This is a genomic window from Halobacillus dabanensis (assembly GCF_900114165.1).
Classification (GTDB): Bacteria; Bacillota; Bacilli; order Bacillales; family Halobacillaceae; genus Halobacillus; species Halobacillus dabanensis.
This window is the reverse complement of record NZ_FOSB01000010.1, coordinates 36,137-61,280: the sequence shown is the minus strand read 5'-3', so window position 1 is coordinate 61,280 and position 25,144 is coordinate 36,137. Positions and strand designations below refer to the sequence as shown.

General features: G+C 42.0%; 32 protein-coding genes. All 32 read right to left on the bottom strand.

The features are described from left to right. Positions 1-17: 17 nt before the first annotated feature. The 32 genes from frr to fliJ all read right to left on the bottom strand — a co-directional run bounded on the left by frr (position 18) and on the right by fliJ (position 25,132). The gene (gene frr, locus BMZ58_RS16000; RefSeq protein ID WP_075037570.1) at positions 18-575 is read right to left on the bottom strand and encodes a ribosome recycling factor; all 558 of its coding nucleotides are present in this window, start codon (positions 573-575) and stop codon (positions 18-20) included. A gap of 2 nt (positions 576-577) precedes the next feature. Further along, on the bottom strand, positions 578-1,300 hold the full coding sequence (gene pyrH / locus BMZ58_RS15995; protein WP_075037569.1) for a UMP kinase: 723 nt from the start codon (positions 1,298-1,300) through the stop codon (positions 578-580). A gap of 114 nt (positions 1,301-1,414) precedes the next feature. Beyond that, the gene (gene tsf / locus BMZ58_RS15990) at positions 1,415-2,299 is read right to left on the bottom strand and encodes a translation elongation factor Ts (RefSeq protein ID WP_075037568.1); all 885 of its coding nucleotides are present in this window, start codon (positions 2,297-2,299) and stop codon (positions 1,415-1,417) included. A gap of 259 nt (positions 2,300-2,558) precedes the next feature. Then, entirely contained in the window at positions 2,559-3,296 is a 738-nt protein-coding gene (rpsB, locus tag BMZ58_RS15985) for a 30S ribosomal protein S2 (RefSeq protein WP_075037567.1), read from the bottom strand. A 146-nt stretch (positions 3,297-3,442) separates the two neighbouring features. Then, a complete protein-coding gene (locus BMZ58_RS15980) occupies positions 3,443-3,931 on the bottom strand; it encodes a DUF6115 domain-containing protein (protein ID WP_075037566.1) in 489 nt (162 codons plus the stop codon). Beyond that, positions 3,928-4,077, bottom strand: a complete 150-nt coding sequence (locus BMZ58_RS21210; protein WP_167360099.1) for a hypothetical protein — start codon at positions 4,075-4,077, stop codon at positions 3,928-3,930. Before BMZ58_RS21210 ends, BMZ58_RS15980 begins: the two co-directional genes overlap by 4 nt. Positions 4,078-4,214: 137 nt before the next feature. Further along, entirely contained in the window at positions 4,215-4,991 is a 777-nt protein-coding gene (locus BMZ58_RS15975) for a FliA/WhiG family RNA polymerase sigma factor (RefSeq protein WP_075037565.1), read from the bottom strand. Positions 4,992-5,044: 53 nt separating this feature from the next. Then, positions 5,045-5,335 carry a hypothetical protein gene (locus tag BMZ58_RS15970; RefSeq protein WP_075037564.1) on the bottom strand — a complete coding sequence of 97 codons (291 nt, stop codon included), beginning with the start codon at positions 5,333-5,335 and terminating at the stop codon, positions 5,045-5,047. A gap of 16 nt (positions 5,336-5,351) precedes the next feature. Beyond that, positions 5,352-5,849, bottom strand: coding sequence for a chemotaxis protein CheD (locus BMZ58_RS15965; protein ID WP_425268666.1), 498 nt, complete (start codon positions 5,847-5,849; stop codon positions 5,352-5,354). Next, a complete protein-coding gene (locus tag BMZ58_RS15960) occupies positions 5,842-6,495 on the bottom strand; it encodes a chemotaxis protein CheC (RefSeq protein ID WP_075037562.1) in 654 nt (217 codons plus the stop codon). The genes BMZ58_RS15965 and BMZ58_RS15960 overlap by 8 nt, the downstream gene beginning before the upstream one ends. Then, positions 6,488-6,943 (bottom strand): chemotaxis protein CheW, encoded by a 456-nt coding sequence (locus tag BMZ58_RS15955; protein WP_075037646.1) that lies wholly within the window; start codon positions 6,941-6,943, stop codon positions 6,488-6,490. Before BMZ58_RS15955 ends, BMZ58_RS15960 begins: the two co-directional genes overlap by 8 nt. A gap of 26 nt (positions 6,944-6,969) precedes the next feature. Next, positions 6,970-8,982 (bottom strand): chemotaxis protein CheA, encoded by a 2,013-nt coding sequence (locus BMZ58_RS15950; RefSeq protein ID WP_075037561.1) that lies wholly within the window; start codon positions 8,980-8,982, stop codon positions 6,970-6,972. Positions 8,983-8,986: 4 nt separating this feature from the next. Next, positions 8,987-10,039 carry a protein-glutamate methylesterase/protein-glutamine glutaminase gene (locus BMZ58_RS15945; protein ID WP_075037560.1) on the bottom strand — a complete coding sequence of 351 codons (1,053 nt, stop codon included), beginning with the start codon at positions 10,037-10,039 and terminating at the stop codon, positions 8,987-8,989. Positions 10,040-10,043: 4 nt separating this feature from the next. Continuing rightward, positions 10,044-10,901 carry a MinD/ParA family protein gene (locus BMZ58_RS15940; protein ID WP_075037559.1) on the bottom strand — a complete coding sequence of 286 codons (858 nt, stop codon included), beginning with the start codon at positions 10,899-10,901 and terminating at the stop codon, positions 10,044-10,046. Then, positions 10,885-11,991 (bottom strand): flagellar biosynthesis GTPase FlhF, encoded by a 1,107-nt coding sequence (flhF, locus tag BMZ58_RS15935; protein WP_075037558.1) that lies wholly within the window; start codon positions 11,989-11,991, stop codon positions 10,885-10,887. Before flhF ends, BMZ58_RS15940 begins: the two co-directional genes overlap by 17 nt. Beyond that, positions 11,988-14,018 carry a flagellar biosynthesis protein FlhA gene (gene flhA / locus BMZ58_RS15930; RefSeq protein ID WP_075037557.1) on the bottom strand — a complete coding sequence of 677 codons (2,031 nt, stop codon included), beginning with the start codon at positions 14,016-14,018 and terminating at the stop codon, positions 11,988-11,990. Before flhA ends, flhF begins: the two co-directional genes overlap by 4 nt. A gap of 18 nt (positions 14,019-14,036) precedes the next feature. Continuing rightward, positions 14,037-15,122, bottom strand: coding sequence for a flagellar biosynthesis protein FlhB (gene flhB, locus BMZ58_RS15925; RefSeq protein ID WP_075037556.1), 1,086 nt, complete (start codon positions 15,120-15,122; stop codon positions 14,037-14,039). A 4-nt stretch (positions 15,123-15,126) separates the two neighbouring features. After that, positions 15,127-15,903, bottom strand: coding sequence for a flagellar biosynthetic protein FliR (fliR, locus tag BMZ58_RS15920; RefSeq protein WP_075037555.1), 777 nt, complete (start codon positions 15,901-15,903; stop codon positions 15,127-15,129). A 3-nt stretch (positions 15,904-15,906) separates the two neighbouring features. Then, entirely contained in the window at positions 15,907-16,176 is a 270-nt protein-coding gene (gene fliQ, locus BMZ58_RS15915) for a flagellar biosynthesis protein FliQ (protein ID WP_075037554.1), read from the bottom strand. Positions 16,177-16,192: 16 nt separating this feature from the next. Next, the gene (gene fliP / locus BMZ58_RS15910; RefSeq protein ID WP_075037553.1) at positions 16,193-16,858 is read right to left on the bottom strand and encodes a flagellar type III secretion system pore protein FliP; all 666 of its coding nucleotides are present in this window, start codon (positions 16,856-16,858) and stop codon (positions 16,193-16,195) included. Next, positions 16,851-17,486 (bottom strand): flagellar biosynthetic protein FliO, encoded by a 636-nt coding sequence (locus BMZ58_RS15905; protein WP_167360098.1) that lies wholly within the window; start codon positions 17,484-17,486, stop codon positions 16,851-16,853. The genes fliP and BMZ58_RS15905 overlap by 8 nt, the downstream gene beginning before the upstream one ends. Before the next feature lie 37 nt (positions 17,487-17,523). Further along, positions 17,524-17,886, bottom strand: coding sequence for a response regulator (locus tag BMZ58_RS15900; protein WP_075037552.1), 363 nt, complete (start codon positions 17,884-17,886; stop codon positions 17,524-17,526). 28 nt (positions 17,887-17,914) lie between these two features. Continuing rightward, positions 17,915-19,099, bottom strand: a complete 1,185-nt coding sequence (gene fliY / locus BMZ58_RS15895; protein WP_075037551.1) for a flagellar motor switch phosphatase FliY — start codon at positions 19,097-19,099, stop codon at positions 17,915-17,917. After that, positions 19,092-20,093, bottom strand: a complete 1,002-nt coding sequence (gene fliM / locus BMZ58_RS15890) for a flagellar motor switch protein FliM (protein ID WP_075037550.1) — start codon at positions 20,091-20,093, stop codon at positions 19,092-19,094. Before fliM ends, fliY begins: the two co-directional genes overlap by 8 nt. A 28-nt stretch (positions 20,094-20,121) precedes the next feature. After that, positions 20,122-20,538, bottom strand: coding sequence for a flagellar basal body-associated protein FliL (gene fliL, locus BMZ58_RS15885; protein ID WP_075037549.1), 417 nt, complete (start codon positions 20,536-20,538; stop codon positions 20,122-20,124). After that, on the bottom strand, positions 20,535-20,753 hold the full coding sequence (locus BMZ58_RS15880) for a flagellar FlbD family protein (RefSeq protein ID WP_075037548.1): 219 nt from the start codon (positions 20,751-20,753) through the stop codon (positions 20,535-20,537). The genes fliL and BMZ58_RS15880 overlap by 4 nt, the downstream gene beginning before the upstream one ends. A gap of 45 nt (positions 20,754-20,798) precedes the next feature. After that, positions 20,799-21,680 (bottom strand): flagellar basal body rod protein FlgG, encoded by an 882-nt coding sequence (gene flgG, locus BMZ58_RS15875; RefSeq protein WP_075037547.1) that lies wholly within the window; start codon positions 21,678-21,680, stop codon positions 20,799-20,801. An 86-nt stretch (positions 21,681-21,766) separates the two neighbouring features. Next, complete coding sequence (locus BMZ58_RS15870; RefSeq protein WP_075037546.1) at positions 21,767-22,132, bottom strand: TIGR02530 family flagellar biosynthesis protein; 366 nt, start codon at positions 22,130-22,132, stop codon at positions 21,767-21,769. A gap of 1 nt (position 22,133) precedes the next feature. Further along, on the bottom strand, positions 22,134-22,601 hold the full coding sequence (gene flgD / locus BMZ58_RS15865; RefSeq protein WP_075037545.1) for a flagellar hook assembly protein FlgD: 468 nt from the start codon (positions 22,599-22,601) through the stop codon (positions 22,134-22,136). A gap of 8 nt (positions 22,602-22,609) precedes the next feature. Next, positions 22,610-24,067, bottom strand: coding sequence for a flagellar hook-length control protein FliK (locus BMZ58_RS15860; RefSeq protein ID WP_167360097.1), 1,458 nt, complete (start codon positions 24,065-24,067; stop codon positions 22,610-22,612). Positions 24,068-24,096: 29 nt separating this feature from the next. After that, positions 24,097-24,678: a MotE family protein gene (locus BMZ58_RS15855; protein WP_075037543.1), complete on the bottom strand. Its 582-nt coding sequence runs from the start codon at positions 24,676-24,678 to the stop codon at positions 24,097-24,099. 4 nt (positions 24,679-24,682) lie between these two features. Next, positions 24,683-25,132, bottom strand: coding sequence for a flagellar export protein FliJ (gene fliJ / locus BMZ58_RS15850; RefSeq protein WP_075037542.1), 450 nt, complete (start codon positions 25,130-25,132; stop codon positions 24,683-24,685). Between the last annotated feature and the right edge of the window lie 12 nt (positions 25,133-25,144).

Below are 25,144 nucleotides of genomic sequence, written 5' to 3'. Positions count from 1 at the left end.
GGCATATATTAAAAAAGTCAGACTTCCATGATTTCTTCTTCTTTTGTCTTCGCCAGCTGGTCGATTTTTTCGACATTCTGGTCGGTGACTTTTTGGACATCATCCTGATAAGAACGAAGGTCGTCTTCTGTAAGCTCGCCATCTTTCTCCATCTTCTTCAGACGGTCGTTAGAGTCACGGCGGATGTTACGCACTTGTACTTTCGCTTCTTCGGCATATTTGCCAACGACTTTAGCAAGGTCTTTACGACGCTCTTCTGTCAACGCAGGAATATTGATCCGCACAACGTTACCATCACTGGATGGGGACAGGCCTAGGTCAGCTTTCTGAATCGCTTTTTCAATTTCAGCAATAGCGCTCTTGTCATACGGTGTAATGACGAGTAGGCGTGGCTCTGGTGCAGACACTTGTGCTAATTGATTCAATGGTGTTGCAGCACCATAATAATCGACATACACGTTATCCAAAATAGAAGGATTTGCGCGACCTGCACGTACCGTTGCAAGTTGACGTGAAAATGCTTGGGTAGCTTGTTCCATTTGTTGTTTCGTTTCATTAATTACAGCATTAGACATGATTATTTCCCCTTTACAATTGTTCCGATATTTTCGCCCATCACGGCTTTTTTAATATTTCCGTCTTCTGTAATAGAGAATACCAATAAATCGATATCGTTGTCCATACATAATGATGAAGCTGTTGAATCCATGACCCCGAGACCTTCGTTCAGAACATCCATATAAGATAGCTGGTCATACTTTACAGCCTCACGATTAACTTTCGGATCATCATTATATACACCATCCACATTGTTCTTAGCCATGAGGATGACATCAGCTTCGACCTCAGCAGCTCTTAATGCGGCAGTAGTGTCAGTTGAAAAGTAAGGGTTACCTGTTCCTGCAGCGAAAATGACGACCCTTTTCTTCTCTAAATGGCGGATCGCTTTTCTGCGGATATAAGGTTCCGCAACTTGTCTCATTTCAATCGAGGTTTGGACACGGGTCGGAATCCCTAAGTTCTCTAGACTGTCCTGAAGGGCCAGGGAGTTCATTACGGTTGCAAGCATTCCCATATAATCAGCGTTTGCACGATCCATACCCATTTCGGCACCGACCTTACCACGCCAGATATTGCCGCCTCCGACGACGACAGCGACCTCAACACCCAATTCGGCCACCTCTTTGACCTGACGGGAGACTGATTTGATGATGCTAGGTTCCAATCCGAACCCTGCTTCTCCACTTAAAGCCTCTCCACTTAGTTTCAATACGATTCTACGATAGCGAGCAGTAGTCATAGTAACCTCCCGTGTTTTAGCTAATTTCCTTTATTTTCACCTGCTCATAGGCTCAACTATGTAGCATGTTTGAAAATAGGGAACACCGGCAGTGTCCCCTATTCTTCACAATCATTATTTTTTAACTTGGTTCATTACTTCATCCGCAAAGTTTTCTTCGCGTTTTTCCATACCTTCGCCAACTTCAAAACGATGGAATTCAGTGATTTGACCACCAGTAGATCCGACGAATTGCTTGACTTTTTGGTCTGGGTCTTTAACGAAGCTTTGGTCAAGTAAGCAAATTTCTTCAAAGAACTTGTTCAAGCGACCTTCTACCATTTTTTCAACGATGTTTTCAGGCTTTCCTTCATTCATCGCTTGAGTCTTAAGCATTTCGCGTTCTTTGTCTGCTTCTTCCTGTGGAATTTCATCACGGGATACATAACGAGGGTTTACTGCTGCTACGTGCATTGCTACGTCTTTAGCTGCAGATTCGTCAGTAGAACCTTCAAGGACAGTCAATACACCAATGTTACCACCCATGTGAAGATAAGCACCGAATGCGTCATTATCCGTTTTTTCCTTGATGACAAAACGGCGTAGAGAGATTTTCTCACCGATTTTTGCTACACGGTCCGTAATGTAGCTGCTAAGTACTTCGCCGTCACCGTGAAGCTTTTGTTCTAGTGCTTCTTCAACCGTTGCAGGCTTTTGCGTAAGCAAGTGTTGACCTAGGTCTTTAAGCAATTCTTTGAATTGATCGTTTTTAGTAACGAAGTCTGTCTCACAGTTCACTTCGAAAAGCACAGCTGTGTTTCCGGAAACTTCAATTGCAGCAGAACCTTCTGCAGCAATACGGTCAGCTTTCTTAGCTGCTTTCGAAATTCCTTTTTCACGCAACCATTCGACCGCTTTTTCCATGTCACCATCAGTTTCTGTCAGTGCTTTTTTACAATCCATCATTCCAGCACCCGTTTTTTCACGAAGTTCTTTTACCATTTTAGCGTTTACAGCCATTGTTAAAGCCTCCTTATTAATGTACAAGTAAGAATAGCTAAGCGATTCCTGTCCAGAAGCACTGAGCTGTTTATGGATGAGATTAAACAATCTTTATATACTGGTAACATTACTCTCTTATTAAAAAAGCCTTTCTATCTCGTCCGCTTTTTACAGCAACGAAAAACATATGCTTCTCTATATCGGAGTAACGTTTCACAGAGATATTCTTTAAAAAAGGTGATAAAGGTATACCCCCCTTATCACCTTTTGACAATTCTTACTCTTGAGCAGCTTCTACTGCAGCTTCTGTTTCTTCAGTTGTTTCTGTTTCTTCCCCTTGTTTAGCTTCAAGGACAGCGTCAGCCATCTTAGAAGTTAACAATTTGACAGCACGGATTGCATCATCGTTAGCTGGGATGACATAATCGATTTCATCTGGGTCACAGTTTGTATCAACGATACCTACAACTGGGATATTCAATTTGTGTGCTTCAGCAATAGCGATACGCTCTTTACGAGGATCGATTACGAACATTGCGTCCGGCAGGCTCTTCATTTCTTTGATACCGCCAAGGAATTTAACAAGACGATCTTTCTCTTTAAGCATATCGACAACTTCTTTTTTAGGAAGTACATCGAAAGTACCGTCTTCTTCCATGCGCTCAATGTCTTTCAGACGATTGATACGCTTACGGATCGTATCAAAGTTCGTTAGGGTACCACCCAACCAACGTTGGTTGATATAATACATGCCACAACGAGTTGCTTCGTCGCGTACTGTATCTTGTGCTTGTTTTTTCGTACCTACGAATAGGATGTTACCGCCATCAGCAGCGACCTCTTTAACATAGTTGAATGCTTCGTCAACCTTTTTAACTGTTTTTTGCAGGTCGATGATATAGATTCCGTTACGCTCCGTGAAGATGTATTTTTTCATCTTAGGGTTCCAGCGACGGGTTTGGTGTCCAAAGTGAACACCAGCTTCAAGTAGCTGTTTCATAGAAATTACAGACATAATAGTTCCTCCTGTTTGGTTTTTTAGTATCCTCCGCCTCTTTCATTTCCTCTAGTGAACTCTTGTGTAAAGAGCAACCTCACTTAAGAATCCAAAGGCGTGTGTATTGACACCGTCAGTAAATATACCATAAGAGATAGAAGCGTTCAAGTTTTTTCACTAGTTTTTTGGTGGAATTTATACAAGAGTTCAATTTCCGTCTTCCCTTTGTCCAACATTTTAGCGATTTCTTCAAAGCTATATCCCTTTTCTTTCAATTCAAGCACCCTGGAATGAATGGATGGACGATATTCCTGCTGCTCTATTTCAGGTTGCGGTGGCGAATAAGAGGAAGAAACGTGGAGCGGTTTTTTCCCATCCACTTTTTCCTCTTCCACCCCTGACTGGGCATGCTCTTCAGTCTCTGTCCTCTCCACTATTAGTTCTTTATGATTCCTGATCCATTCCTCCATACGTTTGTTTTCTTCTTTAATCTCAAGAAGATAAGAGGTGAAAAGATCTTCGATTTCAGAGGCCACTTGTTTCTGTCTTAATTCTAACTCTTCTGCTTGACGAACTTTATTCATCATGGTGAATAACGCTAAGATAAGGACACCATCGATGATAAAGCTGACGACTAATAAAAATACAGTCATGGTTCTCCCCCATTATTCATTCTGACGATCGGAGGTTCGTTTGGCCGCACCATTTTTTCCCCGGCTTCCAGAACCACAAGAACACCAGAATAATCTTTGTCGATTCGAGAGTTATACTTCCCGCAACCTTTACATGTAAATGCCATGGATGCGATTAGCGGCTTTGTATGTAGGGATCTTCAAGTTTGAAGCAAAAGTATCTCCGCACTTGATAGAATTTGCATTACTGCTTCCATACAATCTTGAGAAATAGAAATATTTTTTAAAGGCTCTAGAATTCCACCTACCCAGTGATGAGTTCGTGTAAGGAAGTCTTAAGTTTATAAATAGCTTTTGCATGAATTTGAGAAATCCTTGAGGTGGTCAATTCTAAAACTTGCCCAATCTCTGTAAGGGTCAATTCTTCGTGGTAAAAGAGGCTGATGACTAGTTTCTCCTTTTCATTCAAACGATCTATTTCTTTTGCTAATTCTGCATAATTCTCTTTTTTTATCATAGACTCAGAGGGTGTGTAAGTTTGATCATCCGGAATAGAGTAACCGATTCCTTCTTTATGCTCCTCATTGCCGTCCTTCGGCTTTTCTTCCATGGATAATACGTTAGAAAAAAGGGAATCTTTTACTGTTTCCTCTACCTCTTCAGGAGAAATTCCGAGTTCCAGTGCAATTTCCTTAGAGGTTACAGGTCGCTGAAGTTTTTGCTCCAATTTTTCGGTCATCTGTTCAATCTTCTTCGCACGATCCCTTACCGATCTCGGAAGCCAATCCTCTTTCCGCAAACCATCCATGATCGAACCTCTGATTCGGAAGGAAGCATATGTATCAAACTTCAGATCCCTGGTCCTGTCGAATTTTTTCAAGGCATCATAGAGCCCAAGCATACCTAAGCTCCTGACATCATCTTTACTTACACTTTTCGGGAGATGTGCGGAAATCCTCTGCACATGATAACTTACCAAATAGTCATATTGCTGTACTAATTGATTCGCAGCTTCTCCATCTTGTTCATTTGTCCATAAGTTCCACCAATGTTGTTCTTCAGGAGATAAACAGCCGGCCATTCCAATCCTCCCCGTCCTTTTTCTTTTTCATCAAAATTTCCCCGTATCAACCATTAATCATCATCTTTTAGCAAATGGCGCACCATTTCCGTTGTCTTTTCTATATCAGGATCAGCAGAATTTTCAGATGCATGTGGACAAGAGACTTTTCCTTCTGCTAAGACGCCACCCTTTTCACCTGGTTCTTTATAAATAAAACTCCATATCCATCGAAAAAAGAATGTAAGAAAGAAAAATGCAAAGAATCCCATAGCACTTCGTATAATCGTCGTCTCAAAAGTAGTCACCTGAAAACTCATAAAAAAACCAAAGCAAAACCACTCACAGCTGCTAGAAGGTTCCATAAGGTTGTCCCCTTCATTAAATCACCTTTTCTCTTTTGTTTACGCTTCTAATATGCAGTTCACATGAGGCTGGATCGAATTCGATCGTCCTGCCGGTCGTCCCCCCCACATCCTCCGCCATAATTGGTATACGAAAGGATAACAATATTGATTTTACAGCCTCTATGTTCCGCGGACCAATACGCATCATGTCATTGCTCGAACTCAATTGGAACATTTGTGCCCCACCAGCTATTTTGGCTTTCAAGCGATAAGTAGAAATTCCAATATCTTTTAAAGCATGGACCAAATCATAAATAGCTGTGTCAGCATATTTCGCTCTTTTCATCCCTTGCTTTTTGGCCAGAGTAGAATCCGGTAGCATAATGTGTGCTAACCCTGCCGTTTTTTTCACGTCATCATACAAAATGATACCTACACATGACCCAAGCCCTGAAGTGCGGATCGTATCGGGACTACTCGCGATATTCATATCTCCAATCCCTACCCTGATGACTTGCTTCGTTTTAATCACCATGAAGGACTCCCATCGCAGTAAATATCTTTTTATAGGAGAGAGGATCGGGGAAAAGGAAAAACTGCCCTTCTATGAACTCTTTCTGATCCCCTTCTCCTTCCATTAGAGAAGTTTTAATAACGATCGCTTGATCGCTGACCTGCGAAAGTTCGATCAACCCCACACTCAATATAGCCCCAACTAGATCCTGAGCTAAAAAAGGGACGGTTGGTGAAAGATCCAGTTTGGTAAAATCACTGAGTGCCGTTAAATAGGCACCCGACAATATATTCCCAAGTTCCTGAAGAGCGGATATAGACATTTCAGGGTCAATCTCTGCTCCTGTCTCTCCTTGTGGCGTACCCGTCAACCGTTGGACAAACCGATCCGCGTGTGGAGGGGTAAGGACAAAGAACATACTTCCTGGAGCATCCCCGCCAATTCTTTGATAAATACTAACGACTTCTTTGTCCGCACCTCCCGCTAGTTCCATCACTTCGTCAAAATCAACAATCTCCACACCCGGGACATGCATTTCAATTTTTTCATTCAAAAGCGTCGATAATGATGTCGCCGCATGCCCAGCCCCGATGTTACCGATCTCTTTTAATACATCAAACTGTACGGGGCCGAAGTTTCCATGAAAACTGTTCTCCTCACACATAGACTTTTTTCAACTCATGGACGTCCTCTTTTGAAAGGACTTTTTCCAGGTTGAGTAAGATGAATAACCGTTGCTCTAATTTAGCAACCCCCTGGATATATTCCGCTTCCATTGTTCCTACTACTTCCGGAGGTGGTTCAATACTATCTTCTTCAAGATCCAAAACATCGTTTGCTGCATCAACGATGAGTCCCACATTCATTTCATTAATCGTAACGGTAATAATTCTTGTTTGGTCTGTGGTTTCAGTTTCATCGATACCAAATCTTTCGCGAAGATCAATGACTGGCGTTACCACACCTCTCAAATTCATTACACCTTTCACATAGGTTTTCGTGCCTGGAACACGGGTGATCGGCATCATCCGTTCAATGGAACCTACCAGTTCTACCGGTACTGTATATTCTTCATCTTTAATTTGGAAAACAATGACTTTCAATTGCTTCATTTCTTCTCCCAACTTTACCCCTCCCATTATTTGATCAGTGCATTACTGTCTAGTATTAAAGCAACTTGCCCATCACCAAGAATTGTCGCTCCGGAGATGGCAAACGCCCCAGAGAGATAATCGCCCAGGGATTTCAATACGACTTCTTGTTGTCCAATAAAGGAATTGACAATTAGAGCTGCCATCTTATCCCCTTTTCTTACGATGACCACAGAATAGTATTCCTCTTCTTCCAATTCTTCCGGTACATCGAGGACATCCATCAAGGATACTAGCGGGACGACTTTCCCTCTGAAATCAATCACTTTCTTGTTATGTGCATGCATGATATCTTCTTTCTTGACGATTGCTGTTTCGATGATTGAAGATAAAGGAATCGCGTATTTTTCCTTCTGCACCTCTACGAGCATCACAGATATAATAGACAATGTCAGAGGCAATTGAATGGAAAAAATACTTCCATGCCCTGGCTGGGAGTCCACAGTTATGTTCCCGCCGAGCGATTCAATCGTATTTTTTACGACATCAAGCCCCACACCTCGTCCAGATACATCGGAAATAGAGTCTGCTGTAGAAAAACCGCTTTCCATAATAAGGTCATAGACTTGAGAATCCGTCATCGTTGCTGCTTGTTCTTCTGTAACGACTTGATTTGCTACCGCCTTTTGGACCACTTTATCGCGATTAATTCCTCCACCGTCATCGGAAATCTCTATAAATACATGATTCCCGCTGTGGTATGCTTTCAGCTCCAACTTACCTGTGGCTGGCTTTCCTTTCGCCTCTCGTTCTTCGGGACTTTCAATTCCATGATCCAGCGCATTACGAATCAGGTGAACCAGAGGGTCTCCAATCTCATCGATCACTGTCCGGTCAAGTTCCGTCTCCGCCCCTACGACATGGAGGTCGATTTTTTTATTCAAATCCCGCGAAAGTTGACGAACCATTCTTGGAAATCTGTTAAAGACCTGCTCTACAGGGACCATGCGCATGTTTAAAATGATGCTCTGTAAATCTCCGGAAATTCTCGACATCCTCTCCACCGTTTCTCTCAATTCGGTATGCTGCAAATCCTCCGATATCTGCTCCAAACGTCCTCGATCAATGACCAACTCTTCAAAAAGGTTCATTAAAGCATCTAACCGATCAATATTAATCCGGATGGTTTTATTGCCCACCTGTTTGGTTTCTTTTTCCTCGTTCGGATTCTTCGTCCTGGTTTCTCCGTTTTGAGGGGCGACGGGTTCATCATTCACTTGGTTTTTTTCCTGCTTTTGGGGTTCTCCCATTTCATATGGAGCGGCGACGACGCTCTCTATCTCTGAAACTTTGTTGATTTTATTTTCCAGCTCCTCGCTAGACTCATCTGTCACTAACAGAACATGAAAGGTGCTTTCGAACTCCTCATTCTCTAATTGGTCTACCGGCGGCTGCGCTTGAACCACCTCACCGGCTTGTTCCAAAATTTCAAATACCATATAAACACGAGCTGCTCTCAAGAGACAATCTTCTCTCAATGTAACTTTAATATGTAGATTGTTTTTGCCGAGTTCACTAGATTGTGCAAGGATAGAAGATGTGAATTCATCCAACTGGATTTGAACAGGTGTTCCTTCTGAAGTTTTACCATCGTCAGGAGGGGCAATAGATGAAAGTGCTTCTCCATTTTCAATGGTCTGAAGCAGCTGGACGACCCTTTCTACATTCCTTTCTCCTGATCCTCCTTCCGATATATCAATGACCATCGCTTCTAAGTCGTCAACAGAATCAAACACGACATCCAGCATCTCTCCGTCTACTTTCACTTGTTCGTTTCTGACAGCATCCAATACGTTTTCCATCTTATGAGTTAAATTGGATAAGTCCTGGTACCCCATTGTCGCAGACATCCCTTTAAGGGTATGGGCTGATCGGAAAATCTCATTCACAATCGTCAAATCCTGGGGGTTTTTTTCAAGCACTAAAAGATGATCATTAATTGTTTGCAAGTGTTCTTTACTTTCGTCGATGAAAACTTCTAAATATTGATTAGTTTCCACATTTCTACCTCCTTCTAATGTGAAGCGATTGAACGATACTTTGACTTATTTGTTCTAATTCCAGCACTTTATCAGCAAGACCGGACTTAACAACGGCTTTAGGCATTCCATACACAACACAAGACTCCTTCGATTCTGCGATACTGTATGTTTGTACCATCCTATGTTTCAACTCTATCAATCCCTCAAGTCCATCCGCTCCCATTCCTGTCATAATGACGGAAGTGATGGAAACATTATTCAAATGGGATAAAGATTGAAGTAAACGATTCACAGAAGGACGGTGTCCATTGATGGGTGCTGTTTTATCCAAATGAATGAACAACCCCCCTTCTCCTTGGATCACCTGCATATGCGAACCACCTGGGGCAATATAGGCAATCCCGTTCTGAAGCTCCTCCATGTGCTCCCCTTCTTTGATTGTAATTTCAGAGAGACGATTCAGCCGTTCCGATAAGGACTTGGTAAAACCTTCGGGCATATGCTGCACGATCACAATAGGGGCTGGGAGATTTCCAGGCAAGGTAGTCAAAACTTGTTGTAAGGCTCTAGGGCCTCCGGTGGATGTTCCTATCGCAACAAGGTTCCCTTGATTTCTCACACCATCAGGGACCGACACTTTTTCACCCACCGGCTTCCCTTTATGCACGTTTACATTTGCTTCCCCTGCGACGAGTACTTTACGGACTACATCCTGTTCCACCGTTTTCATATCAAGTGAAATGGACCCTGATGGTTTTTGGATGAAATCTACGGCACCAAGACTCACAGCTTTCACTGTACTTTCCGCGCCCTCTTTCGTGAGGCTGGACACCATGACAACGGGCCTTGGATGGTTTTCCATTATGATGCTCAATGCTTCTAAACCATCCATCACTGGCATTTCAATATCTAAGGTGATGACATCAGGGTTCAATGTATGGATTTTTTCTAAACAATCTTTGCCATTGCGCGCTGTTCCGACAACTTCTATACGGTGATCCTTTTTTAAAATATCTGACAAAATCCGCCTCATGAATGCAGAGTCATCAACAATAAGTACGCTAACCTTCTTCATCTATTTACCTCTCAAATACAAATCTCTTTAATTTTTCCATAAATGATGCGGGAATATCTGGTGCCACATCCCCTTTAATATATTCAGCAGCTATATTCTTGAGCGAACGACTCGCTTTACTTGTGGGGTGGTCAAGGACGAACGGCTTTTGTCTGTTTACAGCCTGGAGGACGGCACGATCGTCCGGGATTGTTCCTAAGAAAGTGATCTCCGTCCCAAGGAACTTGCGGACAACCATTTGCAACCTTTCAAATGTTTGCCTCCCACTTTTATCATGTAATGATCGATTAACAAGTACGCTGATTGGCAGTTGTTCTTCTTTTTTAACAAGATGTTTGATCATCGCATAACCATCTGTGATGGATGTGGGTTCAGGTGTTGTGACGACAATCGCTTCCTGGGCAGATGCAATGAAATTCAAGCTATCATCCGTGGCCCCTGCCCCCATATCAAACAATATGTAATCATAAGATTTCATAAGCTTTTCGAATTCCTTTTGAAAATGGAGAAACTTTTCGTGATCCAAATGAAAAATTTGAGACAATCCCGATCCGCCTGCTATGTAGGACAAGGATTCAGGTCCTAATTCAATAATGTCATGAATCGATTTATTCCCTCGAAATAAGTCCACAAAGGTGTGGGCGGGTGTCTTACCCATCAATATGTCGATGTTCCCCATACCAATGTCCAAATCAAAGATCAGCACTCGCTTCTGTTGCGCTGTCAGTTGGAGGGCGAAGTTCAGGCAGAAATTCGATTTTCCCACGCCTCCTTTACCACTAGCAATCGCAATAGTCCTGGCTTGTTTGGCAGGCTCCCTTTCTTTCATTCGATGCCGAAGGAGCTCAGCTTGATCTTTCATCCCTAAACCCCTCCATCACTTTTCGTGCAAGTCCCATTGCTGTGGTTTCCTTGATATCATCCGGTACATTTTGCCCGTCTGTCAGATAAGCGATCCCTGTGCGCTTTTCCATAACCATGTTAAGGGCATTTCCACTTTTGGAAGTTTCATCTACTTTTGTGAAAATCATTTGATGAATCGGGATTTCCTTGAACTGTTGAAAAATGTCTTTCATATCTGTTAATTTACTCGTCAGCCCTAATACAAGGAAATTATCGGATTCTTCGTCAAAATCTATCGTCTTTTGCAATTCTTTCACATAAGATGCCTCACGGAAATTCCTACCAGCCGTGTCTACCAATACAAGATCATAGTCTTTAAAGCGGTTTTTCGCTTTCTTGTAATCTTCCAAACTATAAGCGACCTCCAGAGGAACATCGAGAATTTTCGCATAAGTCTTCAATTGATCAATGGCAGCTATTCTGTACGTGTCTGTTGTTATGAACCCCACCCGTAATTGGTGGTTCAATGCAGCATCTGCTCCTAGTTTTGCAAGCGTAGTTGTCTTTCCGACCCCCGTAGGCCCTACAAGGTGGATGTACTTTTTATCAAAAGAAGGTTTTCCAAAAGGGCATTCCTTCATTTGTTCATACAATTCCAGGGTGACCAGCCTCTCTACTTCTTCCACATCAACAAGATCCGAATGTCTCCCCTGGACATTTTCTACAACCAGGCGCGCGAGTTCTTCGGTTATTTCCTGGTTAACGAGATAATCATACGCTTGTTGATATAATGGGGTGAAAGCGGGATCTTTGTGTTCTAATATAGCCCGCATTTTTCTCAGTTCATTCATGACCTCTTTATTTTCATGTGGGGCGTGGTAGGATGTTTCGATCGATTTTTTGGTTGTCTTAGTTTCTTTGACCGGCTCTTTCGTATCCGCAGGGTCGATAGCCGCAATTACTTCTGTCTGGTCCCTTTTGAACATCCCTAGGAATCCACCCGTTTTCGTAACCTTGGAGTTCAAAATCACAGCATCTGGTCCCAATTCACTTCTTACTTTTTTCATTGCTTCAGGCATCGAATCCGCCTGGATTTTTTTCACCTTCATGCTACATTCACCACCCCTATACTCTGGACTTCCACATTCGGTTCAAGTTCGTTATAAGATAACACAACCACTTGTGGCAAAAAGCGATCCAGCAATTGTTTCATATACATCCTTACAGCAGGAGAGCAGAGAAGAATCGCTGTTTCCTCCTGAAGCGACATTTGTTCTACCTGTTCAGCCACAGCGGAGATGATTGTCTGTTGATTTTCCGGGTCAAGGGCCAAAAAGCTTCCATGTTCTGTCTGCTGGATGTTGTCTGCAAGGATTTTCTCCACTTTACCTGATACTGTGATCACTTTTACCCGGTGGTCCTTCTTATATTGGTTGGTAATTTGAGCAGATAAAGATTGACGAGCGTATTCAGCTAACAGTTCGGTATCATTGGTCATTTTCGCGAAATCTGCAAGGGTTTCAAATATGACGGGCAGATTTTTCACCGATATGTTTTCTCTCAGCAATTTAGCTAATACCTTCTGGACATCGCCGACACTCAAAGGTTCTGGTGTTACCTCTTCAACGAGGATCGGATAGGACTCTTTCAAGTGATCAATCAATTGTTGAGTTTCCTGCCTTCCTAAAAGGGAATGAGCTTGTTGCTTAATCACTTCTGTAATATGGGTCGAAACGACAGAGGGTGGATCCACCACCGTATAGCCAGACAACTCTGCCTCATCTTTTTGTTCTTCTGTAATCCATTTAGCCGGAAGACCAAAAGCGGGTTCCTGAGTATCGATGCCTTCTATACCTTCCTCATCATCTCCTGGACTCATAGCCAGGAAGTGGTCGAGCAAAAGTTCTCCCTGGGCGACCTGATTCCCTTTTATTTTCAATCGGTATTCGTTCGGATTCAGCTGAATGTTATCTCTGATACGTACGACAGGGATAACAATTCCTAATTCGATTGCCAATTGACGCCTGATCATAACAATACGATCCAATAAGTCTCCACCCTGGTTTGTATCCGCAATAGGGATCAAAGCATATCCGAATTCGAATTCAATCGGGTCCATACTGATCAAGTTAACAACATTCTCAGGTGATTTCATTTGATCACTTTCCGCTTCGTCCATTTCTTCCGGTTCCTCGAATTCCGGTTCATCAGCCTTTTGGGATAACCAATAGCCACCAAAGGCCAGGACAGATGCAATTAATGTTGTAAGGAAAAACGGTATAGGTGTTAAGCCGAGGAGGAAAATAGTTGCAGCAGCGATATATAGAAGCTTTGGGTACCTTAACAATTGATCTGTGACATCTGTACTCAAGTTTCCTTGGGAAGCTACTCTTGTGACGACAATCCCAGTTGCTGTCGAAATAAGTAAAGCTGGAATTTGACTTACAAGACCGTCACCGACTGTCAAACGCATATATGTATCGATAGCCTCAGGGAATGACATCCCCATCTGTACCATTCCAATGATCAATCCGAAAATGATATTGATGAGTACAATGATAATCCCTGCAATGGCATCCCCTTTCACGAATTTACTCGCCCCATCCATGGCACCATAAAAGTCTGCTTCATTTTCTATTTTTTCCCGTCGCTCTTTCGCTTGATGCTCGTTGATCATTCCAGCATTCAAGTCTGCGTCGATACTCATTTGTTTCCCTGGCATCGCGTCAAGGGTGAATCGGGCAGCGACTTCCGAAACCCTCTCTGCACCCTTCGTGATGACTAAAAATTGAATAATAACTAAAATAACGAATACAACAAAACCGACTAGTGGATTTCCACCAATAACAAAGGTTCCAAAAGTTGCAATCACGCCACCTGCCTCCGCTTCGGAAAGAATGGAACGTGTAGTCGATACGTTCAGTCCTAAGCGGAATAATGTCAATAGAAGCAGCAAAGTGGGGAATACAGCAAACTTCAGCGCCTCATCCATATTCATGGACACTAAGATGACGATCAGTGCTAATGTAATGTTGACTAAAATAAAGAAACTCAGGAGCCACCCGGGCAATGGTATGACGAGCATAACGATGATTAGAATTACTCCTATTAGTACTGATAAATCTCTCGCTGACATGAGGGCCCCTCCTTTCTCTTACATTTTCTTCTCTAATTGATACACGTATGCCAATACTTCTGCTACAGCTTTGTAAAATTGTTCATCAATCGGCTGATCGATCTCGGAGTGTTGATATAAAGCTCTTGCTAATGGTCTGTTTTCGACAGTAACGACCTCATTCGACTTCGCTACTTCTTTTATTTTCAATGCCAGGAAATCAACCCCCATAGCAACAACATAAGGAGCAGAGGATTTTGTTTCATCATATTTGATGGCGATGGCATAGTGAGTAGGATTGGTAATAACTACATCAGCATCCGGAACTTCACTCATCATCCGTGAAGCTGACATTTGCCGTTGCTTTTCCTTGATTTTCGCTTTGATCTGGGGATCTCCTTCAATGTTCTTATGCTCATCTTTAATATCTTTTTTTGACATTCGTATGTTTTTCTCATGGTCGTATTTTTGATATGTATAATCCAATACGGACAACAAAAGTAAGGCAAGTGCCGACGCCAAACCCATAACGATTGTAATAGTCCCGAAAAATGAAAGAGCAACTTGAACAGACTTTTGGGACATCATCATCATTTGATCTTTGTTAACCCAAATAATTGAAAAAGTAATGACACCCACAAAACTGATCTTCAATAGTGATTTGAACAATTCAACCAAAGCGCGGGCAGAAAAGATCCGTTTAGCACCTTTGATTGGATCTAGTTTTTTCAGATCCATTTTCAATGGTTCCCCTGTAAACATGATTCCGACCTGCAAAAGGTTGGAGGCGATACCTGCGATGAGGGCGACTCCCATAATTGGTGCAATGATCTTTGATATCTCGACAGTCATTTCAACAAACATGGAATGGGTTAGTTCTTCTGTCAAATCTCTATGGATATATTCACTGAAAGCAACTCGATACATACCTTCCATCGTGCCTCCCATATATCCTCCGAGGAGAAATAACGTTCCGAAAACCATGATCAATAAAAAACCTGTATTAACATCTTGACTTTTAGGAACTTGTCCCTTTTTACGTGTATCCTGGCGTTTTTTCGGTGTCGCTTTTTCCGTTTTTTCATCTGCAGCAAAAAACTGGAGATCAAGCCTCATGCCCGCCATTTTCTCAACCTCCGAATAGTTGCATCAGTCCACGCATGGTAGACAGCATCGTTTCAAATAAGTTTTGAATCAACATAATATAAAAAGTCATCGCAATCACGAGTACAGCCAAAGCGACAAAGATTTTTAAAGGTAAACCTACGACGAAGACATTCAACTGGGGCACCGTTCGAGCAATGATCCCTAAAGCGACGTCTACGAGAAACAAACAACCGACAATAGGTGTCGCCATTAAAAAAGCGATAATAAACATTTGGTTGAATGATTGAAGGACATATTCGATCCAATCGTCATCCCTTAAAGGAAGAAACTGATCAATAGCAATCAATTCGTAACTGTAAAATACCCCATCGATCATTAAATGGTGTCCATCGACCGCTAAGATGAATAAAAGTGTAATGATATATAAGTATTGACCGATCAAAGGGCTCTGCGCCCCTGTCTGCGGATCAATGACGTTAGCGATTGCAAATCCCATTTGAAAATCAATGAAGCCGCCAGCGATTTGAATGGCTGCAAGCATAATGTAGGCAAGCAATCCTACCCCGATGCCGACAGCCATTTCCTTAAATATCAATAAAAAGTACTCACTGTCGATAACAAGTTCCGGTGTCGGAACGGTAAAGTACATGATAGCAGCAAGAAAAAAACTGAACGCCACTTTATGTCTGGTCGGCACTGTCCGATAAGAAAAGAGAGGCAATGTTACAAAAAAAGACGTAACTCGGACAAGTATGAGCAAAAATGCTGGCACATTAGCCAAGTTGATGGAGTCTAGCATCTGTTAACCCACCAACACATTCAAGTTATTGAAGATATTTGCTGTAAATTCAACCATGTTCGTGAGCATCCAGGGTCCGAATACAATTAATCCAATCATGACAGCCACGATTTTAGGGATGAAAGCTAATGTTTGTTCCTGGATTTGTGTGGTGGCCTGAAAAATACTCACAATCAGCCCAATAGCAAGTGCTAAAATCAATAAAGGGCCAGAGATGAGGAGGACTGTATAAATTCCTTCTTTTGCGAATGATATGACCATATTGCTATCCATGTCGTTGACCTCCTATCTAAAAGCCTTCAAGTAAAGATTTTGTTATTAAGAACCAGACATCTACCAGTACGAATAAAAGAATTTTAAACGGAAGGGAAATCATGACTGGTGGCAGCATCATCATCCCCATAGACATAAGCACACTTGCAACCGCCATATCGATGACTAGAAAAGGAACAAAAATCATGAACCCCATTTGGAAAGCTGTTTTCAGCTCACTGATTGCAAAAGCGGGGACGAGTGTTGTCAATGGTACATCTTGAATCGTCTCAGGTGCTTCCATATCCGTATAGTTCATGAATAATGCTAAATCCTTCTGCCTTGTGTGCTTACCCATGAACTCCTTCATAGGTACACTTGCTTCCTCGTAAGCCTCGTCTAAAGTAATTTCTTCATTGAAGAGCGGGGTCAATGCTTGTTCATTCACTTCTTGGAACGTCGGTGCCATAATAAAAAAAGTAAGAAAAAGGGCAATCCCGATGAGGACTTGGTTCGGAGGCATCGATTGAGTGGCCAATGAAGTCCTTACAAATGACAGTACTATCAAGATCCGTGTGAAGCTGGTCATCAAAATGAGTATACCTGGCGCTAAAGAAAGGACCGTTAAAAGTAAAAGTAATTTCACGGAAGTTGCAACACTTTCAGGGTCTGAGCTTGAGAATATATCAATAAATTCATTCATGACCAGAGCCCCTCCTCTGTTTATCCATCATTCGCTTCCTCTTGTCCTTCATATCGTTCAGTTGCTTCTCAAATAATTGTTGGAATTGAATGGATGAATTTTCTGTTGGTCCTTTATCTTTTTTCATCTTTGCTGTCCATTTCAAAAGGTCTGCAGCATGACCCGGAGCCTGTTCATCTCTGTTCAATAGGGTTTCTTTAGTCGTTTCATCTGTTATTTCTGATATCATCTCCACCGATTCACCTACACCAAGTATGAAAACTTGGCGGCCAATCCTGACAGCTTGAATAGACCGGTTCGGCCCTAGGTTCATCCCCCCTAAATTCTCCATCGTCTTATTCTGGCTGAACAGTTTATTTTTTTGATTAAAAAATTTCAAGAGACCATAGATGAGCGCAATGACGAAAATTAATGCAAATATTAACTTGATAATATTCCACACTAAAGAGGTTCCTTCATCCGTTCCACTCTCTTCCTCCCCTACAGGGGATTCTTGGGAATCCCCTGTAGACTCAGAAGATGGGCAACCTTCAAGGACAGGATTTTCTAAACATTCATATGCTGTCGGCTGTGCCATTACATGGGATGGCATGAAACTGACCATCATCACGAGAATAACAATTGCCACTGTTGATCTGGTTGTTGAGAACATGTGCATCCCTTCTTTAACTCAATGCTTTTTGGATGGCCTCGATGACTCGATCCGCCTGGAAGGGTTTGACGATAAAATCTTTCGCTCCTGCCTGAATTGCATCTACAACCATTGCTTGCTGTCCCATAGCAGAACACATAATTACTTTAGCATCAGGATACTCTGCTTTGATTTCTTTCAGTGCTGTAATTCCGTCCATTTCCGGCATGGTAATATCCATTGTCACAAGGTCTGGTTGTTCTTCTTTGTATAATTCAACGGCTTTCTGACCGTCTTCCGCTTCCCCTGCAATTTCATATCCATTTTTCGTTAAAATATCCTTCACCATCATGCGCATGAACGCTGCATCATCAACAATTAAAATTCTTTCTGCCATTTTCTTTTCCTCCTCATATACTCTGTAGTTACCGTAATTTAGTCAGACGTTCTTTTGGACTTAAAATATCAGTCACACGGACGCCGAAGTTCTCATCAATGACCACGACTTCCCCTTTTGCCATCAATTTGTCATTCACGTGTATATCTACTGGTTCGCCTGCTAGTTTATCAAGCTCCACGACAGAACCCGAAGACAACTCTAAAATCTCTTTGACCGTCCGTTTCGTACGGCCAAGCTCCACTGTTACTTTTAATGGAATATCCATTAACATATCTAAGTTTTTTTGTTCCGATCCGTTCAATTGCACGGGATTGAAGTCTTGAAATTCAGCAGCCTGGATGTTCGCATCCTCTACTCCATGCCCATTCGGGCCGCCAACATACTGCGGCTTGGAAAGTTCGGAAGATTTTGGTTGATAGGTAGACTCCACTTCGCGCTGAGTCGGTTCTGAATAAGGTACCTTATCTTCCTTTTGTGATGGTTCATCCATTCCTTCCGGCTGTTGTTCTTCCTGAGTGTTCATTTCATCCTCGGGGTTCAATAATTGATCCACAAGGTCTCTTGCAAAACTAACAGGAATCAGCTGCATAATATTAGAGTCGATCAAGTTACCAACTTGCAGCTGGAATGATACTTTTACTAATACTTCATCTCCTGGAATCTTCCTTTTATCGGAGTCATTCTCGAGATTGAGCACATCAATTATAGGTGGCGAAATGTCCACCTTCTTATTAAAGACTGTCGACATACTTGTAGCCGCAGAGCCCATCATTTGATTCATCGCTTCCTGAACAGCACTCAATGCAATTTCATTCAAATGCTCATCTGGATCACTACCGTCTCCCCCTAACATCAAGTCGGCAATGATCGCTGCATCTTTTGTATTTATGACAAGGACATTTTCTCCAGAGAAACCATCCGTGTAAGTAACACCGATGGCTACATGAGGTTTAGGAAACTCCTCCTGTAGTTCTGCTCTCGCTACTACTGATATTTCGGGTGTAGTAATATCTACTTTCTGATTCAGCAAAGAGGACAAAGCAGTGGCTGAACTTCCAAATGAAATATTACCTATTTCCCCTAAGGCATCTTTCTCCAATACAGTGATATGGTCTTCCATAACCACCGAAGATTCTTCCTGGTTGCCATCGTCACCCCCACCGTTCAAAAGGGCATCAATTTCATCCTGGGATAACATATCATCACTCATTTTCGCTGGCACCCCCCTGGTACTCTTCTAAAACTTGCACAGCCAGTTTGTTCTTCGACTTACCTGGCTGGATGTAAAATTTGACTTCATCATCGACTTTCATACGCAAAGGTTGATCAATTGGCTGATCGAGTCGAATGACATCATTTTCACTCAGACCTAAGAACTGTTGGATACTCATATCCGTTTCTCCCAGGATAGCCCGTACATCCAATTCTGCGCCTTTAATGGTCTTACTGATTGCTTCCATTTCTTCTGGGTTGCGGTCTTTTGGTTGTTCCCTTTGCATCCAATAGTGGACAGATAATTTTGGAATGATCGGTTCTAAAACGACATGTGGAATGCATATGTTGATCATCCCACTCGTTTCTCCAATTGTGGTATTCAAAGAAACGACAACGACCGTTTCATTCGGTGACACCATCTGTAAAAATTGAGGATTGACTTCAAACTCTTCTAATAGAGGTTCGATATCCACAATTGAGCCCCATGCCTCCTGGTAATTTTCCAATGAACGTTCAAATAAGTGAGACATGATAGTGGTTTCAATTTCCGTTAAATTTTCTACCTTGTTCACACTGCTCCCTTTACCACCGAGGACACGATCCATCATGGCATAGGAAACATTCGGGTTAGCTTCTAGCAAAATACGTCCTTCAAGGGGAGGTACGCTGAATATATTCAGGATCGTCATCGTTGGAATCGACCGGATAAATTCTTCATACGGCAGCTGGTCGACAGATGCAACTTCAATATTGACATATGTCCTCAACTGAGCCGAAAAGTACGTGGTCAATAACCTGGAAAAATTTTCGTGTATTCTTGATAAACTTCTAATCTGATCTTTTGAAAAACGGAGAGCTCTTTTAAAATCATAAACTCTCACTTTCTTTTCATTGACTTCATTCTTCAATTCTTCTGCATCCATTTCCCCAGTAGATAATGCGGATAATAATGAATCGATTTCATTCTGCGATAAAACCTCTTCTGCCAAAACCTCACCCCCCTTTCTTCCTAAATCACTATTGAAGGACTTTATTTACGGTGTACACGTCCGTGACCTCTCCTTCGGACATAAATTGATTCAGTTTTAGCTGTAACTCTTTTTCAAGGTCTTCAAGTCCGGATTGGAATGTTTCCGATTCCATAGTGGATAATTCCTTTAGTAAAACATTTTGTAATTGGAAGTCCCTTTTCTTGAGTTCTTCCAGAGAATCCTTACTGTCCGTTACTATTCGAAAGCTTATCCTTACATAGTCCCCACTTTGCAAGTCTGTAGTTATTTCATCCGTCATGAGGGAAGCTTCACGAATTTCATCAATAGACCTTTCGCCGCTTGCCTCTGTCTCCCCGTCCATGTTTAAAACTAGAATCAGTGCAACAACACCTAGAATAGTCATGGAACTTAGGGAGATAATCATCACCTTAAATAGATTCATATAGTATCTTCACCTGCCTTATCAACAACTTTGAACAAACCGACTTTTCTGTAAAAGTGTATAATTTTGTTGTTTATTTCTTCTTCGCTCTCTTTTACGAGAAAAGTACGCCCTGAGGTGGTCGTGATAGTGGTATCAGGATTCGATTGGATCTGTTCTATGTAGATCGCATTAAAACTAAATGAGTCGCCGTTGAATTTTGTCAGCTTTATCATAGTTTTTACTAGGGAGGGACAATGACTCACCCCTCCTGCTCCCATCTATCGTTTCAAGTTGACAAGTTCTTGAAGGATTTCATCGGAAGTTGTGATGATTTTGGTGTTTGCCTGAAAGCCACGTTGCGATGTGATCATCTCTGTGAAGGACTCTGCAAGGTCGACATTAGACATCTCCAGAGCACCAGAAACCATTTGACCTGTACCATCTTGACCAGCGACTAGAAGGTCCTCAAGGGCATCAATAGGTTCCCCGGCATTTTCTGTGTATTGGAATGAGTTCCCTCCAAGTTTTTCCAGGCCGCTCGGGTTGGAAAAATTAGCCAGTCTCACTTGTCCTGCCACTTCAGGCTCTCCATTTTCATCTACATAGTTAACCGTTCCATCTGTTTGAATACTGAAACTCTGCGCCTCATCAGGAATAGTAATGGCACCAGGACTGCCATCCACTTCTCCAATTAAATATTTACCTTCATTGTTCACGATTGCCCCGTCTGAATCGAGATAGAAATTACCTGCGCGCGTAAAGCTCGTGTTCACACTACCTAAAGTAAGAGGATCACCTGGATTTATTCCGTCTGCTCCACCTTCTGCTAAGACGAACATTCCATCTCCTTCAAGCGAAAGATCTAAAGGGCGGTTGGTTGTTTGACGATTCCCTTGTGTGTGGATCGTGTCGATCGAGCCTACCTGGGAACCAAGCCCTACTTGAGATGGGTTCAATCCCCCGCGTATATTTTCATCACCAGCATCATTTTGGATGGGCCCTTGAGCATTGGACATTGTCTGACTCATCATATCCTGAAAAGTGACGCGGCCTTTCTTGAACCCGTACGTATTTACATTAGCAATATTGTTGCCGATATTGTCTAACTTGGTTTGAAAACCTTTCATTCCAGAGATTCCTGAATACATTGAACGTAGCATAAATCTAACATCCCTTTCGATTAGGTAGTTCCATCTGCATCTATCGGTCAGCAGATGGGGATAGACCTCCCTTTGCAGGGTCCAGTCTAATCATTAATGAAAATCGTTCCATTAATATTTGTGAAAATTTGCGACTGTGATTCGGCCCGGTCCAGGGCTGTCACCACTGTCTGATTCTTTGTACTGACAATCAAAGTCGCATCATCAAGAACGACCAGAGAGTCTTCCACACCTTTTTGCCTTGCTTCCGACATTTTCTCAGCAATCTTTGACCACTTGTCTGCACTGATCTCTATATTTCTTTCTTGCAGACGACTTTTCGCATGTTTGCTTACTTTAAGACCTTGCGCCTCTTTAAACACTTCCTGGAAAGATGCCTTAGTGTTGACCGGGGCTTTCCTTTGTGGCGGCATAGGCAGGGGATGATGTAACGAATGTATACGAGAGTCCATATTATTCGCCTGCTTTCTCTTCGTCCGTTCCCCCGATAGCTTCACTGACTTTTGATATGTCTTCTACGGCTACAGTGGAACCTGATGTGAGTTCCAAGTATGTTTTTCCGTCTTTTTGATTAACAGATTGAACGACCTCTTCTTTCATTCGATCTACCTTACTAGTTTCCTGGTCATAAATTGGATAAGAGACTTCTTTTCCAATCAATCCACTATATTGGATAAGCGGCGGAAGACTCTGGCTATCCATGAACCTTTGAAATGATTGGGACATGTTCGTCATTTGTTCCAGACTGGAAAATTCGGTCATCTGGGAAATGAATTCTTTATCCTTCATCGGGTCAAGCGGGTTCTGGTTTTGGATTTGAGCCATTAAAATTTTCAGAAAGTCATCTTTCCCTAATGAGTTGCTCCCTTGCCCCCGGGTCTGTTGGTTTTTCAAATAAAGCGAAGGATCAATGCTTGTCATATCATCACCTATACTTTCTCATTCATTAATAATTCATGGAAAGAGAGCTCTTCTTCATCCGTTTCCTCACGTTCTTGATGGTGCTCTTGTTTTCTTCCACCCTGTCCGTGTCCTGTGTCTTCCTCACTTGAAAACCCTTGTTGAAGCTGTTGCTGCATCGAAGAAACTTCCACTTTCTCAATGACTACTTGTTGAGGGGAAAACATGTGTCTGAGCTGTTTCATATTTCCTTCTAACATATCTTTAGCTGCCTGACTTGTGGCCAGAATCTTCACAGCCATTTCCCCATTAACTTGAGCGAATTTGACGGTAAGCTCTCCTAAGTTCCCCGGTCGGAGCTTAATTTGCATTTCCGTATTTCCTTTTGCATTTGTAAACATCCGACTAGATTGGATCAACTGTTCGAGCTTTTGATGTAACTGTTTTTGCAAAGAAGGAGAATCCTGCGATTGATTCATCTGGATGATATGCTGCTCCACCTTAACGGATGGCAGTGTAGTAGCCTGAGGCAAATCGCTTTGTTTGGAAGTCATAATCTTTGCTTCGCGATCCCATTCTCCCCCGAACGATTGCTTCACCCATTTCACCATCTCTTTACCTGTGACATGTGTTTGCTGGTTATATGTTTTTGGCATCTCCGCCCGGTTCTGGAGTGCTGTCATCAATTTCTGAAACAACTGCTTTTCCTGTCCCGTTCCATCTTGTATTACTTTTGCGACCAGTGCCTTCCATTCTCCTTTTTCTTGTGTAGACAGTGTTTGCGAAATGCTGTTTAACTTCTGCAGTAAATCTTTCATGTCTTGCCCTGTTTTCACATCCATCTGCTGCCATTGATTGTTTTTGGAAAGCTTTTGTACCATCCCCTGAAATTGCTGCCATATAGTATGTATTTCCAGCTCTATATTTTCAGGACGCCGGGCCTTAATAGCAGTTTCTTCGTTATTCAGAGAAGAAACCGAAATTCCAGAATACATGCGGATAGATTCGAAACTCTTACCATTTTCAAGAATTCCTTCTATTTCCCCAAGCACACCTTGAAGCTTTGTCTCTAATTCTTGGCTTTCTCCTCTATTAATCAAAGCCTCTTCTTCCGCACTCTGATCAAAGATATCCTCCAGCTTTTTTTCAATTGCTGCAATATTTATAGAAAAAGGGGCACTCGAAACCCTGCTCATTATTTCATCGGTCATTTGATTCAGCTCTTCCAGCTTATCTTCAGAAATGCTCTCTGCATTTTTCAGGCTCTCTATCATAGCTTTCATGTTTTCAAGAAGACTCTTAAGCTTATTCCTATCCTCTTTATCCATAAGAGCTGCCGGGGCTTTCGAATGATCAGCTTGCGAGATTTGTGAAAATAGCGATTGAAATGAATCTTTTTCTGGAATTTGATTTGAGTCCTTCCTGCCATGATTTCCACCAGCAGTAGTAATAGGTTTTCCTAGCAAAGCGGTTAAGGCTGTATTCAACTTTTCACCTCCTTTCAGAATCTTTCCCATTATTCTTCCATTAAAAGGACGCTTAAATCTGCAGCGAGTTCGGGATCCATTTTTCCTAGAATTTCTCCTCTTTCTTCACTAGCTACTTGTGCCATAATTTGCATGGCAATCGACTGATCCATGTTCTCCACAATCGACGCAGCTTCTTCTGCATCCATCCCTTCGAACGATTGTGCAAGTTCTTTCGATTTCTCGTCCATACTTTCATTTTCGTTTCCATTTACAAAGTCTTGGAGTTCTGTTTCCAACTGAATGACTTCCTGTTCCAGTTCCTTGACCTCGGACTGCTTCTGGTCCACTTCACCTTGTAAATCCTCAAGTTCAGCATCTTTGTTTGCAATAATTGCTTGAAGGCGGGCTTCTTCATCCTTAGTAGATTCCTGTTCGTTTGATGAGGTTACTTGAGAAATCCCAGGTATTTTACTTGCATATTTTTCTGCTTCTTCAAAAACATTGAAACCTAATAAAGTCAAAACGATTAATGCCAAGGTAAAGAGAAATATAAAAGGAAGGAAAATGGCAAAAAAGATTTTTGGAAATTTGTTGCTTTTATTTTTCTGTGCCTGTTTATTTTTTGCCATTCCATCACCTATTCTGAAAGTTTAAATACTGTTGCATAGATAGCTCATCCATGTTCCTGTTCTCTTCCCTTTTGATCCAGTTCAATTGCTTCGTCTCTTTGTTTTCAATTAAGGTATCGAATTTTTTCACTTCGATATGGGCTTCTGATAACTTCGCTTGCGAATGCTGCATTTCTAAACGCGTTTTCTGTACTACGGGTTGCAAATCTTCAATTCTTTCTTCCAATCTATTAATATAATGCTGGTGCTGAACAAAAGCATTCGCTTCTACGGTTCTTTCTGATAGAGTCTGATTAAATCTGTCGACTGCTTCTTCTTTTTTTCTCAACGCTTCATAAAGAAGTGCTGCTTGCTTTTCAAAAGCATCTACCGCTTCTTTATGAGCTTTCTGGCTTTTCTGCTTTTCCCTATCACGAATTTCCCTGATTCTTTGAAATGTTTGGATATTAGACAAACATCATCAACC